This window comes from Paratissierella segnis (assembly GCF_014385195.1).
Lineage (GTDB): Bacteria > Bacillota > Clostridia > Tissierellales > Tissierellaceae > Paratissierella > Paratissierella segnis.
The window spans coordinates 16,100-34,106 of sequence record NZ_JACRTG010000032.1 but is presented as its reverse complement, the minus strand read 5'-3'; the positions used below and the strand labels follow the sequence as shown (position 1 = coordinate 34,106).

Sequence of the window (18,007 nt, the reverse complement as noted above, 5' to 3'; positions counted from 1 at the left end):
GATTATATTATAAAAAGCTTACAATCTATAAATCTAGTAAATAATAAGATATATAAATTGGAAGTATTATGTAACAGCGAAAAAAACTATAGAAAATTTTTTAAAAAATACAATGAAATAATAGATGAAAAAGCGGTTTTAATTTATACCAATAGAAAATTAAAAAATTTAAATGAAATTGATAGTAAATTATCTGAAATGAGTAGTAAATATATTAGGCTTAAAGATCTGAATTTAAAAAAAGTTAATTATGATAATATTGAAAAAAACATTCTAATAGGAAGTAAATATCTTGAAAGGTTTAAGGATATGGAAAAATGCAGCAATAGTATAATTATATTGGACGAAAAGACAAATTTATTAATAAATTATATGAAAGAATATAATAAACTCTTAATAAATTCAGATGAAACAAGAAAAGAAAGCAAGGTATTAAAAGATATTAATTCATCTATTGATAAAAACTTATTTAAATATCGGGAATTATTAAGGCGAGTGGAAATTTGTCCTTTCTGCTTAAGCAATATAGATGATGATAAAATTGAGCATATAATGAATCATTATATAGGAGGATAATTTTATGGATTATGAAAAAGAATTGACTTCTTTGAAGGATAATTTAGAAAAAGCAAAATCATTAAAATATAGGGCAGAAGCTAGATTAGAACAATTAAAACAGCAAGAAGACGATATAATCAAAGAATTACAGGAGTTAGGCGTGGATCCTAAGGATTTAGATAATGAAATTCAAAAACTAAAGATGGAAATAAATGCTTTATTTAAGGAAGCTAATGAATTGTTGCCAAAAGACCTGCTGGAAAAGAAGGGTTAATATGATAGATGATATAAATTCACTAGAAAATGAATTATCCAAATTAAAAGATTATATCTCAAAACAAGAGGGTAAAAGAGAGAAACTAATTGAACAATTAGATGATAACAATTCTAGGATGAAAGAAATAAATGCTGAAATAGATAAATTAGAAAAAGTTTCGATATTATTTCAAAAGACTTCTGAATTTGCAAGGGAACAAGCAAAAAAACAGATTGAGACCTTGGTTACAAAATGTTTACAATATGTATTTGAAAGCGATATAGAATTTGTTATAGAAATTGAGGAAATGCGTAATAAAGCAAATGCTGAATTTTATGTAATTAATGAAACTGAAGATATGATTATAAAGACTAAACCTGAATTATCTAGAGGCGGAGGAGTAGTTGATATTATATCTTTGGCACTTAGAATTGCTTTTCTGGAAATCCATAAACCTCAAATACAGGGACCTTTGATTTTGGATGAACCTGCCAAGCATGTTAGTGAGGATTATATATTTAACGTAGGTGATTTTTTAAGGCAAACATCAGAGATGTTTAACAGACAGGTAATAATGGTAACGCACAATCACCATCTATCTAATATTAGCAACAATGCATATAGAGTTCAATTGAACGGCTCAACAAGCTCAATATTGCCAATTGTAGAGCAATAATAACTTGACATTATAAGTTAAAAGATATAAAATTAAATTGTATATTAACCATACAATGAAATAATGTAGACTCTATAAACCGAGACTACTCGGTTTATACTTTTATTAATGAAATAGCATTATGGAACTTGAAAAATAAATATTGTGAGGAGGTGTATTGTTATTGGCAATTATACTTATGCAATTCTAGGCATAGTTATTGGAATTATCGCTGGTTATTTTATAAGAAGATATATAAGCGAGGGGAAAATAAAGAACGCTGAAGAGTTAGCAAAAAAAATAATTGAAGATTCTGAAAGAGAAGGCGAAGCTCTTAAGAAAGAGCTTCAATTGGAAGCCAAAGAAGAAATTCACAAATCAAGAAATGAGTTAGAAAAAGAAATCCGTGAAAGAAGAAATGAAGTTCAGAAACTAGAAAGGCGAGTTCTTCATAAAGAGGAAACTATAGACAGAAAAGCAGAGACTATAGAAAAAAAGGAAGAACAAGTTTATAAGAAAACTAAGTATCTAGAAGATAAAGAAGTTTCTATTAATGAAATTTATGAAAAACAAATTATGGAATTAGAAAGACTTTCAGGTTTAACCACTGAAGAAGCTAAGGAATTATTATTAGACGGTATCAGAAAAGAAATTGTCCATGAATCTGCAATCATGATTAAAGACATGGAAAGTAAAGCCAAAGAAGAAGCCGATAAGAAAGCAAGGGAAATAATATCAATAGCAATTCAAAAATGTGCTGCTGATCATGTAGCCGAAACGACTGTAACAGTTGTATCATTGCCAAATGATGAGATGAAAGGTAGAATAATTGGTAGAGAGGGTAGAAATATAAGGACATTGGAAACCTTAACTGGCATAGATCTAATTATAGATGATACTCCGGAAGCGGTAGTATTATCCGGATTTGACCCCATTAGAAGAGAAGTGGCACGTATTGCTCTCGAAAAACTTATAGTTGATGGTAGAATTCATCCTGCTCGTATTGAAGAGATGGTTGAAAAAGCTAAAAAAGAAGTTGATGGCATCATTCGCGAAGAGGGGGAACAGGCTGCTTTTGAAACTGGAGTACATGGCATTCATCCTGAGATAATAAAACTTCTTGGAAGGTTAAAATATAGAACAAGTTATGGGCAAAACGTTTTAAAACACTCTATTGAAGTTGCTCATTTAGCAGGAATTATGGCATCCGAATTAGGTGCAGATGTTAAAATTGCTAAAAGAGCCGGACTATTACACGATATAGGCAAAGCGGTTGACCATGAAGTAGAAGGGCCTCATGTTGAAATTGGTGCGGATATAGCGAAAAGATATAAGGAATCAAAAGAAGTAGTTCACGCAATTGCTGCACATCATGGAGATATAGAACCTCAAACAGTTGAAGCTGTGCTGGTGCAAGCGGCAGATGCAATTTCTGCAGCAAGACCAGGAGCCAGACGTGAAACTTTGGAAGCATATATTAAGAGACTTGAGAAATTAGAAGAGATTGCAAATTCATTTGATGGTATAGAAAAGTCATTTGCTATACAGGCTGGACGAGAAATTAGAATAATGGTTAAACCAGAAGAAATTAGTGAAAGTGAAATAGTTCATACAGCTAGGGATATAGTTAAAAGAATAGAGTCGGAATTAGATTATCCGGGGCAGATTAAAGTAAATGTAATTCGAGAAACAAGGGCTATTGAGTATGCTAAGTAATAAGATAAATATAAATTAAATTTAGTTAGAGGGGGCTAATTTAATGGATGTATTAAAAGTATCAGCAAAATCAATACCAAATTCTGTTGCAGGTGCACTAGCAGGCGTATTAAGAGAAAAAGGAACTGCAGAAATTCAGGCTATTGGAGCGGGAGCACTTAATCAAGCAATCAAAGCTGTGGCTATTGCTAGAGGTTTTGTTGCGCCAAGCGGAATGGATCTTATTTGTATACCGGCCTTCACAGATATAGAAATAGATGGTGAAGAAAGAACAGCAATAAAATTAATAATTGAACCTAGATAATAAACCTGCCGCAAGGCAGGTTTTTTGTAATTCAGATTATAATACATATGTTGCAACACTATTAATTATTAATAGGATTTCCATTAATTAGGAGGTTTTTTAAATTGAAATTTGATTTACATGTTCATACCTATTATTCAGACGGTATATTAAGTCCCGCTGAATTAATAGATTTAGCTGTAAAACAAAATTTACAGGGAATAGCCATTACAGACCATGACACAATATTGGGACTTAATGAAGCGATAGTATATAGTAAAAAATATGATAATTTCAAAGTAATTCCGGGAATCGAATTTGGAAGTGTCTACGAAGATGAAGAAGTGCATATTCTTGGATATTTTATAGATTATAATGACGAAGAATTAATTTCTGTAACGAAAAATTTAAGGCATGATAGAATTAATAGAGCAATTAAAATGATAAACAATTTAAATAGGCTGGATATTGATGTAACTATTGATGACGTAAGAAAGCATTCTGGTAATGATTATATTGGGAGACCGCATATTGCCAGAGCATTAATAGATAAGGGATATGTTGGTTCTATAGAAGAATCATTCGAAAAATACCTTAATAGAGGTAAGCCTGGTTATGCAGAGAGATTTCACCTTAGTATAGAAGATACAATAAGCTTAATTAAAAAATCTGGAGGTATCGCAATATTGGCTCATCCGGGACTGATTAAAAATAAGTCTATTGTTGAGTATACCATATCAAAGGGGATACAAGGAATAGAATGTATACACTCCAAACATACTGCCGAAGATACGGATTACTTTATTAAATTGGCTAAAAAGAAAAATTTGATTGTTACAGGAGGATCTGATTACCATGGAGATTTGGTGAGAGGAGAATTAATTTTTGGTAAATATTTTATTAATATTGAAGAAATTCCAGAAATGAGAGGTAGACTATATAATGTATAAAAATGAGAGAAAAAGACAATTTCCTACTACTATTAGTACGACTTCCTTTGTTAAATTGTATATTTTACACTTATTAACTGAAAAAAACTATTATGGTAATAAAATTAAGGATGAAGTAGAAAGAAGATTAGATGGCAAATGGTGCCCCAGTCCCGGTATGATATATCCGTTGCTAAGACAGTTGGAGGAAGAAGGATACGTAGAAAGCTGGTGGGAAGAGCCAAATAAAAGAACTATTAGGAGATATAAAATTACTGATTCTGGAATCAATCATTATAAGATAATTAAATTGCAAAACAAGAGTTCCTTTGAAGACTCTCTGAGTATAATAAACAATGTTTTAAAAGATATATATAAGATAAATTTATAATTATAATATATATAAAAAACTAAAACTTTAAATAGGAGGGATTATATGTCTAATAATTTATCGATTAAAGGTAAAGGAATTGCACCATCTATAACGCTGGAAATCAATGCAAAGGCAAAATCAATGAGGGATTCGGGTCTAGATGTTTTGGATTTTGGAGTAGGAGAACCTGATTTTATCACACCGGAGAATATCAGGAATGAAGCTATCGAAGCTATCAATAAGGGATTAACTAAATATACACCTGCATCAGGAATTCTAGAGTTAAAAAAAGCTATATGCAAAAAATTTAAGAATGATAACAATCTACTTTATAATCCATCCAATATTATAGTTTCTAATGGTGCAAAGCATTCAATATATAATGCTTTAATGGCAATTATAAATCCCGGTGATGAAGTAATAATAGGAGTGCCATACTGGGTTAGTTACCCGGAGCTAGTAAGGTTAACAGACGGAGTGCCTATTTATATTTACACTAGAGAAGAAAATAATTTCAAATTCAGCGTGGATGATCTCGAAAGAGTAAAAACAAAGAAAACAAAGGCTATTATACTTAATTCCCCAAACAATCCTACTGGAGCAGTATACAATGAAGAAGAGCTTAAGGGTATTGCTGATTGGGCTATCAATAATAATGTATTTGTAATATCAGATGAAATCTATGAGAAGCTAATTTATGACGATGCTAAACATATTAGCATAGCATCTTTTAATGATAATATCAAAAAAATATCTATAATAATAAATGGAATGTCTAAAGCTTATGCTATGACTGGCTGGAGAATTGGTTACACTGCAGCTGATGATGAAATTATAAAAGTAATGAGCAATATCCAAAGTCACACAACATCAAATCCAAACTCAATTTCCCAATATGCCAGCGTGGAAGCACTTGAAGGAAATCAAGATAGTATTGAATACATGAGAAAGCATTTCGAGCATCGAAGGAATACATTGTATAATGGCATAAATGAAATTGGGGGTTTAAGCTGCAAATTACCAGAAGGTTCTTTTTATATTATGGTCAATTTCTCAGATCTTGCAGGAAAAACATTTCAAGGGATGAAAATCAATAATTCAGTTGATTTCGCAAATTTATTATTAGAATATGCAAATGTAGCGGTTGTTCCCGGAGAAGCATTTGGTATTGATAGATATGTTAGGTTTTCATACGCAACATCAATAGAGAACATTGAGAAAGGAATAAAAAGAATCAAGACTACAATTGAAGGATAATAAAAGATAGTAATTGAAGAATAACCAGAGAAATGGTATACATAATTAGATTATGTGTGCCATTTCTAATTCATCTAAATAATAATTATACATTCATATGTTTTTTCTATTTGAAATAAAAAATGACTTTCTAAAACCCTCTACAATTGATTTTATAGATATTACTCATGGAATTATATGTCTTGCAATTTAAAGCTCTTGTAAATTGATTTAAATAGGTTATATTGGCTATTTAACAAGAAAGACCTAGAAAAGATAATAATTGTAGAAAAACTTATTTATTTAATTCAATTGTGTATTTATAAACTGCAAATTGCGGCGAATATTAAATATTTAGCTAGATTAAATCTTATAACAGAGCTTTTTTGCTTTTTTATTATTGTTAGAATTAAAGTAAAAATATTTTTAAAATATTTTTTAAAAAAAGAAGGATTTTTAACTTTCTATGTAGAATATATATAATAGTCACAAAATAACTATTTTGCGACTATTATATCATGAAAAGAGGGGTTAAATGAAAGAAATACCAATTATACTTGAAGATTATCTAAATTATATGGAAACTATAAAGGGATCTTCCCCTAATACAGTTAAAGAATACTATTTTGATTTAAGAATCTTTTTCAGATTTCTAAAATTAAGATATAAGCTTGTAGACGATGATATTGAATTTGATGAGATAGATATTTCAGATGTAGATATAAATCTTATTAAAAAAGTAAATATTCAGGATCTTCACGCCTATCTATCCTTTACTGTTAAATCACGGGAAAATGGTACTTATACTAGATTTAGAAAAGTTGCCTCTATTAGGTCCTTCTTTAACTACCTTTATATTAAGGTTAATTTGATAGATCATAATCCTGCGGAATCTTTAGAATTTCCTAAAACTGACATTAGATACCCTGTCTATTTGACTTTAGAAGAATCTGAAAATCTTTTGGATGCTGCATTAGAGAATAAAAATGAATTTTTTAGAAAAAGAGATTATGCGATTATAACACTGTTTTTAAATTGCGGACTTAGACTTTCTGAATTGTCCAGTATTGATATTGACAGCATTAAAGACAATGATACCTTAAATGTTATAGGCAAAGGAAATAAGGAAAGAACTATATTTTTAAATGAAGCATGTATAGAAGCTATTAATGATTATCTATTAATAAGACCAAAGGATGCTAAAGACAATAAGGCATTGTTCTTAAGTATACGAAAATTGAGAATGAGCAATAGAGCAATACAGCATATGATTGATAGATACCTGGAGAAGATAGGTTTAGATACCAGTATATACTCTGCTCATAAATTGAGGCATACTGCTGCTACACTTATGTATAAGTATGGCAATGTAGATATAAGAGCTTTACAATCCATATTGGGACATGAATCAGTTTCTACAACACAGATATATACGCATATTGACGATGAAAGATTAAGAGAAGCAATCAATAACAACCCCCTATCTAAAAGGAAAAATAAATAATCTGAATAATATTATTCAGATTATTTACCTTGAACTATCATAGATGGGTACTTTTATTGATTCTCCCGGATAAATATATCCTGTTTCTATATTGTTCAATTCCTTTATTTCATAAATCATTTTTCTAATATCATATCCTTCCGGCTTATACTTCGTAGATATATTCCATAGACTATCTCCTTCAAGGACATAGTATTCTTCATATTTAGGTTCATAGATACTGCTGTGAACTTTAGCCGAATTTAAAAAAACGAATAATATGATGAATATAAACATAAATACAAATGTTAAAAATGTGAAAAACCTTCTCGGATTAATAATTACATATTTTTTCATTTTACAGACACCTCGCACATTAGTTCTGAACAATTGTTCGTTCAACTATATTCTACACAAACTTAAGTTCTGTGTCAATAGTTTCTGCAAATTTTTCGAACTTTTGTTTGATGTTTTTATTTATCTGTGTTATAATCAAAAAAAGTAATTAAATTAGACTGTATTATATTAGGGGGTATTGTAATGTATGAAGATTTAACTCAAAAGCAGATTGAAATATTGTTATATATAAAGAATGAAATACAAAGACAAGGATATCCGCCTGCAGTTAGAGAAATTTGCAAAGGAGTTAATTTAAGGTCTACTTCTACCGTTCATGGGCATTTGGAAAAACTAGAAGCAAAGGGTTATATTAGAAAAGATCCTACAAAGCCAAGAGCAATTGAAATATTGGACAAAGACGATGATTTTCTATTATCACATAAGAAAACAGTAGATGTTCCTATAGTTGGTAAGGTTACAGCAGGGGCACCAATTTTAGCAGTTGAACATATTGAAGATACTTATCCTGTTCCTTTAGAAATGGTAGAAGGTAATGATGTATTTATGCTTAAAATTCAAGGAGAAAGCATGATAGACGCCGGAATTTTAGATGGAGATCTGGTATTGGTTAAAGAACAACAAACAGCCTACAATGGGGAGATAGTAGTTGCCTTACTTGGCGACGAAGCTACAGTAAAAAGGTTTTACAAAGAGAGGGATTGCGTAAGGCTGCAGCCTGAAAATCAATTTATGAAACCTATCTATTCAAAAGAAGTAAGCATATTAGGTAAAGTTATAGGATTATATAGAAAAATATAGGGGTGGTAAAACCACCCCTTAAATTTTATAAATTGATTAGATTTTTCTTATATAAATTAGATAGAGATATCAATACTCCAAGCTTACAATGTTCGAATGTAAGTCCTCCCTGATAATAAGCATAATACGGCTCTCTCATAGGAGCGTCTGCACTCAATTCAATTGATGAACCGTCTATGAATCCTCCCGCAGCCATTATTACTTGATCCTTATACCCGGGCATATCCCATGGCTCAGGTGTAACAAAAGAATCTACAACCGAAGCACTTTGTATTCCTTTACAAAATTCGCTGACTCTCTCAGGTAACAATAATTCTACAGCTTGAATTATATCACTTCTTTTATCATCTACATCCGGAACCACTTTAAACCCTAAATCCTTATAAGTCTTTGCCACCAATAACGCACCCTTGACTGCTTCAGATACGATAAGAGGCGCTAAGAAAAGCCCTTGTAATGTTGTTCTGGTGGTGCCAAATGTAAGCCCTGTCTCCTTCCCAAGACCAGGTGCTGTAAGTCTGTTAGCTATTTGATCAACTAACTCTCTTTTCCCTACTATATATCCACCGGATAAAGCAATTCCGCCACCCGGATTCTTGATAAGAGAACCTGCCATTATATCTGCTCCTACGTCTGTAGGTTCTTGAACCTCTAAAAATTCACCATAGCAATTATCCACCATTATGATGACATCTTTATTAACGCTTTTTATTTTCTTTATAGCTTCCTCTATTTCTGATACGGTAAAAGCTTTTCTATCGCTATATCCGGTAGACCTTTGTACTTCTATTATTTTAGTTCTTTCATTAATATTTTTTATAACTTCCTCTATATCTATTTTATTGTTTACTAACGGAACTTCTTTATAGGTGATTCCATATTCAATTAGAGTTCCGGGTGTATCTTCACCATCAATGCCGATTACCTTTTGCAAAGTATCATATGGAGTCCCTGAAGCAGCTAATAATTCATCTCCGGGTCTTAACAGCCCTGACAATGTTAAAGACAATGCATGAGTCCCTGATGCAATACTGGGTCTCACAAGTGCATCTTCAGTATTAAATACAGAAGCATAGATGCTTTCTACTTTTTCTCTTCCAATATCACCATAGCCATAACCGGTTGTCCAATAAAAATCCGTAGCACTAAGCTTATTTATTTGCATTGCATTTATAACCTTATATTGATTATACTCTTTTATACTATCTATATCTTTAAACTTATCTAAAATTAATTTTTCTTTTTCATTTACATAATCAATTATTTCCTTCTCTATGGAAAATTGTTTACATAATATATTTATTGTATACGAATTCAAAGCTATATTCACCTTTTCTTTAAATTATGATAAGTCCCATGAATGAGACTTTTAAATATCTAAGTCGATTTGTTTATTTGGTACAATTGTTGAAATTGCATGCTTATAAATGAGCTGTTGCTTATCTTCACTATCCAAAATCATGGTATAATTATCAAACCCCTTCACTATTCCTTTAATCTGATATCCATTTACAAGGAATACAGTAATCCCTATATTTTCCCTTCTTGCTTTGTTTAAAAACATATCCTGTAAATTAACAGTCTTATTCATTTAAACCCCTCCTATTTTCTTTATTATAGATAAAAAAGTTCTAGTATATCTCTCTTTATTACTAAATGAACTTTTCAAATAAGCAAAGAAAAAAGCTTAATTAATACTTTATTCGGAAAACTACCTAAGCTTTTGATAAATATAATTTTCAATACTATTGTTTATCTCATCAACACTATCAAAATTATCTATATCTATCCACTTTATTCTATTATCTCTTTTAAACCATGTCAATTGTCTTTTTGCATAATTTCGACTTCTTTGCTTGATTATATCTATGCTCTCATCTAAGTTTATTTTATCTTCCAAATACATTATAATTTCCTTATATCCTATTCCCTGCATGGAAACCATATCTTTATCATAACCCATGTCTAAAATATTTTTAACTTCAGCTACTAGACCTGATTCAATCATTATATCTACTCTATCGTTTATCCTTTGATAAAGCCTCCCTCTATCCATATTTAAACACACCATAGCCAAATCATATTCATCAGTTTCTTTTCTAAAGTTATTATTGTGTGAAGAAGGAATCTTTCCGGAAACTTCCCAAATCTCCAAAGCTCTAATTATCCTCTTTCTATCTCGAATACTTATTTTTTCTCCACTAATTTCATCTATTTCCATTAGCTTAGAATGTAAATACTCATTATCATAGGTTTCTAATCTACTTCTAATGGCTTTATTCGGCGGAACATTCCCAAAGTTTAATTTATATACCAGTGAATTGATAAAAAGACCTGTTCCTCCAACCACAATAGGAAGCTTATTTCCCTGATTAATTTTTTTAATGCACTTCATTGCTTGCTTTTTATAATCGGATACGGTAAAATTTTCATCAGGATATATTATATCAATTAAATAATGGGGTATACCTTTCATTTCATCGGGCTTTACCTTGGCTGTACCTATATCCATATACTTATATATCTGCATGGAATCAGCCGAAATAACTTCTCCATCCAATTTTCTTGCTAAATCAATAGCGACAGAAGTCTTGCCAACTGCTGTAGGTCCCGTTAATATAAATAATTTTTTATTCATTAAATCACCTAAATAATTCTTAAAAATTGTTTTTCTAAATCTTTCTTTGTCATTTCTAAAATAGTTGGCCTGCCATGTGGGCATGTATATGGATTTTCACATTTTCTTAGATCCTTTAGCAAAGAATTTATTTCCAAATCCGAAATCTTGTCTCCACCTTTTATGGCACTTGTGCACGCTAACTTCATTATCTTTTCTATATTTAACTCATAATTGTCACTGATATCTTTATCTAAATTGTCTAATATGTCCATAAATAAGGTGTTAATTTTAGGGCTACCAAATATAAACGGTACACCTCGAATAGCAATAGTATTTGGTCCGAATTCCTCCAGTTCAAAACCTAAGGATAAAAACAAACTCAAATTTTCCTTTAGATTGTTCATTTCACTATTTGTTAATTGAATAATTTCAGGAGTTAACAGCTGCTGGATATAGATTTTTTCGTTTTTATATTCATTCCTATATCTTTCATACATGACTCTTTCATGAGCAGCATGCTGATCAATAAATATTATTTTATTCTTTTCCTTATTTTCTGCAATGATATAGGTGTTAAAGACAATACCAATAGGAATAATATCGCTTAAAATACTGTCAATTTTATTATCTTCAATTAAGTCATCAACGGTGGACTGTTTAACGTCTACTGCTTTATAGCCCTTCTGTTGGATTTCATTTTCATTTATCTCATCTTCTTTATATAAATTTATAGAATTTTCTGCATTAATCTCTTCATCAATATCATTAAAGATATCTAATGATTCGTCCATATACCCAGTATCATCATCTTCCGTTGTAAAATCTTTTACTATTATATTCTTATGTGTATTTAATTCTAAATTGGAAAGTATCTGTAGTTCTTCTTTTTTCTTTTTTTCCTTTTGTGAAATTTCAAACTTTCCTACACTTAAGGCATCAAATAGTCTCTTTTTAATAATATTTCCTATAATCCCATTGATATCGTAATTATTTACGAATTTTACTTCTTGCTTTGTAGGATGAATATTAACATCCAAATCTTCCGGGTTAAATTTTAGATAAAGTATAAAAATGGGATATCTATTTATAGGAATTGCAGACCTATATTGCCCTTCAATAGTAGCTGCAATTGGATAATTCGTAATATATCTTCCGTTTATATAGAGATATTGATGGCTGCGATTGCTCCTATACAAATTATTATTTGATATAAAACCATTTAACTCAATATTTTCATCCCTATATTCAATTGGAATCAGTCCTTTTACTATATCTTTACCTAAAATTGTATAGATAATTTCCTTTGAGTTAACATTCCCAATTGTATTTATTATTACCTTATTATCCTTGATAAATTTAAAAGATATTTTAAAGTTACCCAAAGCCAATTTATTGACGATATCGCTGATGCTATTTGATTCGGAAGTGTCACTTTTTAAAAATTTCTTTCTGACAGGTAAATTATAAAATAGGTCTTTAACTATAATAGTAGTACCTTTAGGAGAGCCTACTTTCTCCATTGACTTTATCTCTCCATCTTCTAATTGAGCATGAATACCTGCGGCTGATTTAGACGTTTTTGTCAAAACATCCAATCTAGCAACAGATGAAATACTCGCAAGAGCTTCCCCTCTAAATCCTAAAGTCATCATGTTGTATAAATCATCAATCTTATTCAGTTTAGATGTTGAGTGCCTTTTAAAAGCCAGAGGTAAATCCTCTTCATCTATACCGTCTCCATCGTCAGTTACCCTTATAAAAGTTTTCCCACCGTTCTTGATTTCTACAACAATTGACCTTGCGTTAGCATCTATTGAGTTTTCAATCAATTCCTTTACTACTGAAGAAGGTCTTTCAATTACCTCCCCGGCAGCAATTTTTTGAATAGTAATATTATCTAAAATTTTTATTTTACCCATTAAGCTCTCTCCTTAAGGGAATTTGCATCTTCAACCAAATTATATAATATACTTAAAGCTTCTTTTGGAGTAGTGCTGTCAATATCAATATTTTTAATTCTATCTATAAAGTAATCTTTCTTATAATCCATAAGATTCAACTGTTTTTCATTAACCTTAGGGCTGCTGTTCAAATTTAATACATGTGAGCCTTCTATTGAAGACAATACTTCAGTTGCCCTGTTTATAATATCTTCATGTATACCTGCCAATCTTGCAACTTGAATTCCATAACTTCGGTTAGTACTTCCCTTAACGATTTTTCTTAAAAATACTATATCATTCCCTCTTTCTTCTGCAGTTATAGTTAAGTTTATGACCCCATCCAGTTTTTCTTGAAGCTGTGTTAATTCGTGGTAATGTGTTGCAAATAATGTTTTTGCTTTCACTTTTTCAGCTATATATTCGACTACAGCCCAAGCAATACTAAGTCCATCATAAGTGCTTGTACCCCTTCCGACTTCATCCAATATAATAAGACTGTTATTAGTGGCAGACTTAATTATATTGGAGACTTCATTCATCTCAACCATAAATGTGCTTTCACCTTGAGATAAATTATCTGAAGCACCAATTCTAGTAAATATTCTGTCAACAATGCCAATATTTGAATATTCTGCCGGTACAAATGAACCAATTTGTGCCAATAATGTAATGATTGCCACTTGTCTCATGTAAGTAGATTTGCCTGCCATATTAGGTCCTGTAATTATTTGAATCATATTCTTTGATGTATCGAGATAAGTGTCATTTGGCACAAATAAATTATTATCAATAGTAGTTTCTACAACAGGATGTCTGCCTCCTTCTATTTGAATAATTCCCTTGGAGTTAAGTTCAGGTCTTGTGAAATTGTGATTTTTAGAAACTAGAGCAAAATTTGATAAAACATCAATTACTGCAATTTGTTTACTTACATTTTGAATCCTCACAATTTCATTTTTTACACTATTTCTTATGTCTTGGAAAATTTCGTATTCCATTCTAAGGGACTTTTCTTCTGCGCCGAGGATTTTAGATTCCATATTTTTTAATTCTTCGGTATAGTATCTTTCAGAATTAGCCAAAGTTTGTTTTCGTATATAATAATCCGGAACTAAGGATAAATTTGACTTCGTAACCTCAAAATAATAGCCTGTAATTCGGTTATATCCTATTTTTAAATTTTTTATGCCGGTTTTATTTTTTTCATCTGATTCTAAACCGCTAAGCCATTCTTTCCCCTTTAAGCTGCTCTCTCTGATTTCATCTAATTTAGTGTTGAAACCATTCTTTATAAGGGCGCCTTCTTTGACACTAATAGGTGGATCGTCAAGGATGGATTTGTCTATTAAAGTATATATATCTTTTAAATCATCTATTTCATTTCCGATTTTTCTTAAGTCACCATTGTCGGTGCTATCTAAAAGTTTCTTTATATTGGGTAAATTATTTATAGAATTTTTTAAAGATATCAAGTCTCTTCCATTACAATTCCCATTTGAAATTTTACTGGTAAGTCTTTCAATATCATATATATTGTTTAAAATTCTTCTAATATCGTCTAAAAACATCGAATTATTGTAAAAATAATCCACTATATTTAGCCTGTAATTAATACTTCTTTTATCCAACAAAGGTTGTTCAAGCCATTTTTTCAACAAACGTCCGCCCATCGCAGTCTTTGTTTTGTCAATGATACCAATTAAAGCTCCTTTTTTATCTCGAGATTTTATTGTTTCCAATATCTCCAAATTTGCTCTTGTATTCATGTCCATTATCATATATTTTTTAGGATTATAGAAGGATATGTTATTTATATGGTCTAAGGTGTTTTTTTGCGTTGAATGAAGATAGTCAATTAGCTTAGAAGTAGCAATTATTGAATAAATCTTACCATCAATATCCAGTCTTTTTAAATTGTTTACCTTAAATTGTTTTGCTATAGCCCCTTTTATTTCATCTTCAATTAATTCTTTATCATCATAGGTATTGATAAAGGGATTAATCTTAGTTTTAATAACTCTTAATAATTTATTATTCTGAAGTAGATAATCATTGCATAATATCTCCGAAGGCAGAGTTTTACCTAATTCATCTATTATAAAACTAAAACATTTATCTTCTTCATCTAACAATTCTGTAGTATACATCTCTCCTGTGGAGTTATCCACATAGGATATGCCTACTCCGAATTTATCAAGATAAATGGATAATAAAAAGTTATTGGTCTTATCATCAAGTGAGATAGAGTCCGTTATAGTTCCGGGAGTTACTACCTTTACGACATCTCTTTTTACAATGCCTTTAGCCAATGCAGGATCTTCAAGCTGATCACATATTGCTACTTTATAACCCTTATTTACAAGTTTAGAAATATAAGATTCCGCAACATGATGTGGAACTCCACACATAGGTGCTTTTTCATCTAACCCGCAATCTCTCTGAGTTAAGGTAATCTCCAGTTCCTTAGAGGCTGTAATGGCATCATCGAAAAACATTTCAAAGAAATCTCCTAATCTGAAAAATATAATTGCATCTTTATATTGAGATTTTATTTTCATATATTGCTGCATCATAGGTGTTAAGTTATCCATTTTAACCTCCATGTTAACAAATCGTGCCTTCCAATGTAAACGTCTTGGCGTTATCTATTTTTACATTAACAAAAGTCCCAATTATATCTTTATTGCCTTTAAAATGTACCAATTTACCGCTATCTGTTCTTCCGTTTAGCATTTCTTCGTCATTTTTACTTACTTCTTCCACTAAAACTTCTACCACTTTTCCTAAGAGTTTTTCGTTTTGTTCAAGGCCTATCGGATAGAGAGTATCTAGTAGCTTTTGAAATCTCTCATGTTTAACATCATCCGGCACTTGACCCTTCATTTGTGCAGCTTTTGTACCTTCGCGTATGGAATATAGAAAAGTATATGCTGCGTCATATTTAACTCTTTTAACTAAATCTAGAGTCTCATTGAAATCCTCTTCGGTTTCTCCGGGAAACCCTACAATTATATCTGTCGTGATAACAATATCAGGAACTGCATTTCTTATTTTATCAATGATTTTTAGATAATCATCAATATTATATTTTCGATTCATCATCTTCAATATTTTATCACTACCGGACTGAATAGGCAAATGCAAATGCTTACAAAGTTTATTCAAAGTCGTATATGCATTTATTAAATCACCTGATAAATCCTTTGGATGAGATGTCATAAATCTTATCCTTTCAATGCCATCTATTTGATTTACATCTCTTAATAAATCTGAAAATCGATAATCTCTATCTAAAGTCTTGCCATATGAATTTACATTTTGCCCTAACAAGGTAACTTCTTTGCATCCATTTTCAGCTAAATTTTTTATTTCCTTTATTATATTTTCAGGTTCCCTGCTCCTTTCTCTGCCTCTAGCATATGGAACTATACAATAAGTACAGAAATTGTTGCAACCATACATAATATTAACAAATGCTTTATATGAATATTTTCTATTAGCATTTATGTCCTCCTCAATCTCTCTATTTTCTTCCAGTATATCTACAATTGTCTGTCCTGTTTCCAGATGCCTTGTGATTAATTGAGGCATCTTATGAATATTGTTCGTCCCAAAGATTATATCTACCTGTCTAAATTTTTTTAAGACAACTTCTCTTGCTTCTTCCCTTTGCATCATACAGCCGCATACAGCAAGTATTAAGTTAGGATTTCGTCTTTTTAAATCCTTAAGCTCTCCTAATTGTCCATATACTCTATCTTCAGCACTTTTTCTTACTGCACAGGTATTAAATATAATTAAATCACATTCTTCCCTATCGTCAGTTAATTGATATCCCATACCTTCAAGAATCCAAGATATCTTTTCAGAATCATGTTCATTCATCTGACATCCATAGGTTTGAATCAAATATTTCTTCATTATGAAATAAACACTCCCTCTAATCTTCATCTATTTTTAAAATGATTGCAAGCCTTAACCTTAATTATAACACAAAAAATGCTCCAACTTAAATATTTAATTTGAAGCATTTTAAAACTAATTATTTTCATAATTTTATAAACTTATTTAACATTGCTAATCCCAAAAAGTCTTTTAAAAAATCCTACTTGATTTTCCTCATATCTTCTAATCTTCTCTCTAAGTTCAATTACTTCATAGGTCTTTTCTTTTAAATTCATCTTTAGCTTTGCATTTTCGCATATAAGAACGTCTCTTTCCTTGGAATTTATCTCTTGTTTTAGCTCGATGATTTCATCCCTCAACTCTTCTATTATACTTATGCTGTCTTTATTACTTTGGCTGATTATGTCATTGAGCTTAGTAAAGAAAACTTCTTCAAGCGATTTGCTGATTTCTAGAGCTATAGCAGAACTATCAATCTCTGCTAGACTATTATCCACGACACTTAACGAATTGTTGTTTTGACCTGATATCACTAACTCCGGAGATGAGATAATAAGTTTAATCTGCTTATTGCTAAACCCCTTTTCCTGTAACATCTTTATATACTGAATCAGTTCTATTTCCTTATATGTATAATATCTATGATTAGAATCTGTTCTTGGAACTTCAATTTCAAATTCCTTCTCATAATACCTTAGCACATGAGGAGCGTAGCCTGTTAGCTCAGATACTTCAGAAATTGTATACTCTTGTGAATAATCCATCATAAAATAAGTCCCCCCTGTTTCCTGACCCCTAAAAATGAAGTTCTTCTAACTTTTGAGCTATAAAGTAATTTCTATATACTTGTACAAATATCCTCTTTTTTCAAATAACTATTTTACAACAAAT

General features: G+C 30.7%; 18 protein-coding genes. 10 read left to right on the top strand and 8 right to left on the bottom strand.

Annotation, left to right across the window (positions count from 1 at the left end):
* From H8707_RS13740 to H8707_RS13700, 9 genes are all read left to right on the top strand, one after another.
* A partial coding sequence (locus H8707_RS13740; protein ID WP_262430720.1) for a hypothetical protein occupies positions 1-576 on the top strand: 576 nt, incomplete at its 5' end.
* A 4-nt stretch (positions 577-580) separates the two neighbouring features.
* Positions 581-832 (top strand): hypothetical protein, encoded by a 252-nt coding sequence (locus H8707_RS13735; protein ID WP_262430719.1) that lies wholly within the window; start codon positions 581-583, stop codon positions 830-832.
* Position 833: 1 nt separating this feature from the next.
* Positions 834-1,490 carry an AAA family ATPase gene (locus tag H8707_RS13730; RefSeq protein WP_262430718.1) on the top strand — a complete coding sequence of 219 codons (657 nt, stop codon included), beginning with the start codon at positions 834-836 and terminating at the stop codon, positions 1,488-1,490.
* Positions 1,491-1,634: 144 nt separating this feature from the next.
* Entirely contained in the window at positions 1,635-3,185 is a 1,551-nt protein-coding gene (gene rny / locus H8707_RS13725) for a ribonuclease Y (RefSeq protein ID WP_262430717.1), read from the top strand.
* Positions 3,186-3,228: 43 nt separating this feature from the next.
* Entirely contained in the window at positions 3,229-3,489 is a 261-nt protein-coding gene (locus tag H8707_RS13720) for a stage V sporulation protein S (RefSeq protein ID WP_262430716.1), read from the top strand.
* Positions 3,490-3,593: 104 nt separating this feature from the next.
* The gene (locus tag H8707_RS13715) at positions 3,594-4,418 is read left to right on the top strand and encodes a PHP domain-containing protein (protein WP_262430715.1); all 825 of its coding nucleotides are present in this window, start codon (positions 3,594-3,596) and stop codon (positions 4,416-4,418) included.
* The gene (locus tag H8707_RS13710; protein WP_262430714.1) at positions 4,411-4,788 is read left to right on the top strand and encodes a PadR family transcriptional regulator; all 378 of its coding nucleotides are present in this window, start codon (positions 4,411-4,413) and stop codon (positions 4,786-4,788) included. The genes H8707_RS13715 and H8707_RS13710 overlap by 8 nt, the downstream gene beginning before the upstream one ends.
* Positions 4,789-4,833: 45 nt before the next feature.
* The gene (locus H8707_RS13705) at positions 4,834-6,027 is read left to right on the top strand and encodes a pyridoxal phosphate-dependent aminotransferase (RefSeq protein WP_262430713.1); all 1,194 of its coding nucleotides are present in this window, start codon (positions 4,834-4,836) and stop codon (positions 6,025-6,027) included.
* Between the two features lie 514 nt (positions 6,028-6,541).
* The gene (locus H8707_RS13700; protein WP_262430712.1) at positions 6,542-7,510 is read left to right on the top strand and encodes a tyrosine recombinase XerC; all 969 of its coding nucleotides are present in this window, start codon (positions 6,542-6,544) and stop codon (positions 7,508-7,510) included.
* Positions 7,511-7,534: 24 nt separating this feature from the next.
* Here the strand turns inward: H8707_RS13700 and yneA are convergent, their stop codons facing one another.
* Positions 7,535-7,846, bottom strand: a complete 312-nt coding sequence (gene yneA, locus H8707_RS13695) for a cell division suppressor protein YneA (RefSeq protein WP_262430711.1) — start codon at positions 7,844-7,846, stop codon at positions 7,535-7,537.
* A 183-nt stretch (positions 7,847-8,029) separates the two neighbouring features.
* On the opposite strand from yneA, the gene lexA reads away from it, so the two are divergent.
* Positions 8,030-8,647, top strand: coding sequence for a transcriptional repressor LexA (gene lexA / locus H8707_RS13690; RefSeq protein ID WP_262430710.1), 618 nt, complete (start codon positions 8,030-8,032; stop codon positions 8,645-8,647).
* Positions 8,648-8,672: 25 nt separating this feature from the next.
* Here the strand turns inward: lexA and H8707_RS13685 are convergent, their stop codons facing one another.
* From H8707_RS13685 to H8707_RS13655, 7 genes are all read right to left on the bottom strand, one after another.
* Complete coding sequence (locus H8707_RS13685) at positions 8,673-9,965, bottom strand: methionine gamma-lyase family protein (RefSeq protein WP_262430709.1); 1,293 nt, start codon at positions 9,963-9,965, stop codon at positions 8,673-8,675.
* A gap of 51 nt (positions 9,966-10,016) precedes the next feature.
* On the bottom strand, positions 10,017-10,238 hold the full coding sequence (gene hfq / locus H8707_RS13680; RefSeq protein WP_262430708.1) for an RNA chaperone Hfq: 222 nt from the start codon (positions 10,236-10,238) through the stop codon (positions 10,017-10,019).
* A 120-nt stretch (positions 10,239-10,358) separates the two neighbouring features.
* The gene (miaA, locus tag H8707_RS13675) at positions 10,359-11,285 is read right to left on the bottom strand and encodes a tRNA (adenosine(37)-N6)-dimethylallyltransferase MiaA (RefSeq protein ID WP_262430707.1); all 927 of its coding nucleotides are present in this window, start codon (positions 11,283-11,285) and stop codon (positions 10,359-10,361) included.
* An 8-nt stretch (positions 11,286-11,293) separates the two neighbouring features.
* Positions 11,294-13,186, bottom strand: coding sequence for a DNA mismatch repair endonuclease MutL (gene mutL / locus H8707_RS13670; protein ID WP_262430706.1), 1,893 nt, complete (start codon positions 13,184-13,186; stop codon positions 11,294-11,296).
* Entirely contained in the window at positions 13,186-15,801 is a 2,616-nt protein-coding gene (gene mutS, locus H8707_RS13665) for a DNA mismatch repair protein MutS (RefSeq protein ID WP_262430705.1), read from the bottom strand. Before mutS ends, mutL begins: the two co-directional genes overlap by 1 nt.
* A gap of 13 nt (positions 15,802-15,814) precedes the next feature.
* A complete protein-coding gene (gene miaB, locus H8707_RS13660; RefSeq protein ID WP_262430704.1) occupies positions 15,815-17,131 on the bottom strand; it encodes a tRNA (N6-isopentenyl adenosine(37)-C2)-methylthiotransferase MiaB in 1,317 nt (438 codons plus the stop codon).
* 143 nt (positions 17,132-17,274) lie between these two features.
* Positions 17,275-17,883, bottom strand: a complete 609-nt coding sequence (locus tag H8707_RS13655) for a MerR family transcriptional regulator (protein WP_262430703.1) — start codon at positions 17,881-17,883, stop codon at positions 17,275-17,277.
* Positions 17,884-18,007: the final 124 nt, after the last annotated feature.

Coding starts and splice junctions, on each gene's coding strand:
- H8707_RS13705 (WP_262430713.1), top strand. CDS start 4,834: ATGTCTAATAATTTATCGATTAAAGGTAAAGGAATTGCACCATCTATA.
- hfq (WP_262430708.1), bottom strand. CDS start 10,238: ATGAATAAGACTGTTAATTTACAGGATATGTTTTTAAACAAAGCAAGA.
- H8707_RS13655 (WP_262430703.1), bottom strand. CDS start 17,883: ATGATGGATTATTCACAAGAGTATACAATTTCTGAAGTATCTGAGCTA.
- mutS (WP_262430705.1), bottom strand. CDS start 15,801: ATGGATAACTTAACACCTATGATGCAGCAATATATGAAAATAAAATCT.
- H8707_RS13720 (WP_262430716.1), top strand. CDS start 3,229: ATGGATGTATTAAAAGTATCAGCAAAATCAATACCAAATTCTGTTGCA.
- mutL (WP_262430706.1), bottom strand. CDS start 13,186: ATGGGTAAAATAAAAATTTTAGATAATATTACTATTCAAAAAATTGCT.
- yneA (WP_262430711.1), bottom strand. CDS start 7,846: ATGAAAAAATATGTAATTATTAATCCGAGAAGGTTTTTCACATTTTTA.
- lexA (WP_262430710.1), top strand. CDS start 8,030: ATGTATGAAGATTTAACTCAAAAGCAGATTGAAATATTGTTATATATA.
- H8707_RS13730 (WP_262430718.1), top strand. CDS start 834: ATGATAGATGATATAAATTCACTAGAAAATGAATTATCCAAATTAAAA.
- H8707_RS13735 (WP_262430719.1), top strand. CDS start 581: ATGGATTATGAAAAAGAATTGACTTCTTTGAAGGATAATTTAGAAAAA.
- H8707_RS13710 (WP_262430714.1), top strand. CDS start 4,411: ATGTATAAAAATGAGAGAAAAAGACAATTTCCTACTACTATTAGTACG.
- H8707_RS13700 (WP_262430712.1), top strand. CDS start 6,542: ATGAAAGAAATACCAATTATACTTGAAGATTATCTAAATTATATGGAA.
- miaB (WP_262430704.1), bottom strand. CDS start 17,131: ATGAAGAAATATTTGATTCAAACCTATGGATGTCAGATGAATGAACAT.
- miaA (WP_262430707.1), bottom strand. CDS start 11,285: ATGAATAAAAAATTATTTATATTAACGGGACCTACAGCAGTTGGCAAG.